Origin of the sequence: Mesorhizobium waimense (genome assembly GCF_003601975.1) — a bacterium.
GTDB lineage: Bacteria > Pseudomonadota > Alphaproteobacteria > Rhizobiales > Rhizobiaceae > Mesorhizobium > Mesorhizobium waimense.
In genome coordinates this window covers 1-868 of record NZ_QZWZ01000174.1, presented here as the reverse complement: position 1 = coordinate 868, position 868 = coordinate 1, and the positions used below count along the sequence as shown (strand labels likewise).

The window sequence follows — 868 nt, the reverse complement described above, 5'->3', positions numbered from 1 at the left end:
ACGTCTGGTGCATGGTATCGGGCCTGGCGTTCGAGCGGCAATCTGGAACCTGGGCGGCAGGGTAAGCCGAAGGTATCGAAGCTGGACGCGCACGAGACTTTCATTCTCGCCTTGGTCGAGACCGATGAGCGGGACATCACGCTTGCCGAGATCGTCGATCGCCTTGCGGCAGAGCGCGGGGTCAAAGCCAGCCTGACGACGGTCCATGCGTTCTTCGCAAAGCGTGGCATCACGTACAAAAAAAGACAGCGCACGCGGCCGAACAGCAGCGACCGGATGTTTTGGCAGCGCGGGAAGAGTGGTTCGAAGGCCAACTCGATCTCGATCCGAGCCGCCTGATCTTCATCGACGAAAGTGGCCTCAATACCAAGATGGCCCGGCTACGAGGCCGCTCTGCGCGTGGACAGCGTTGCCGGGCGGCTGTTCCTCATGGGCACTGGAAATCCACGACCTTCACGGCCGGCCTGCGCCTCGACGGGATCGTCGCACCCTGGCTCCTGGACGGCGCCATGGATGGCGAAGCATTCCTGGTCTACTTGCGCCGCGTCCTCGTGCCGACGCTTCAACCCGACGATGTCGTCGTGATGGACAACCTGCCTGCTCATAAAGTGGTCGGTGTCCGCGAAATCATCGAGGCTGCGGGGGCTTCCCTTCGCTATCTTCCGCCCTACTCCCCGGACTTTAACCCCATTGAGATGGCCTTCGCCAAGCTGAAGGCTTTACTGCGAAAGGCAGCAGCCCGGTCCATCCCGGAATTATGGGACGCCGTGGCCGTCGCCATCGATCGTTTCCACCCCAAAGAATGCGAAAACCTGTTCGCCCACGCCGGCTACGATGCCTAACCGTGATTATCCAGAAACTGCTCTAG

1 pseudogene is annotated in these 868 nt (G+C 60.9%); it reads left to right on the top strand.

The window, feature by feature from the left end:
- A pseudogene (locus tag D3227_RS40460) lies at positions 1-842 on the top strand (IS630 family transposase); the annotation flags it as partial.
- Positions 843-868 lie beyond the last annotated feature (26 nt).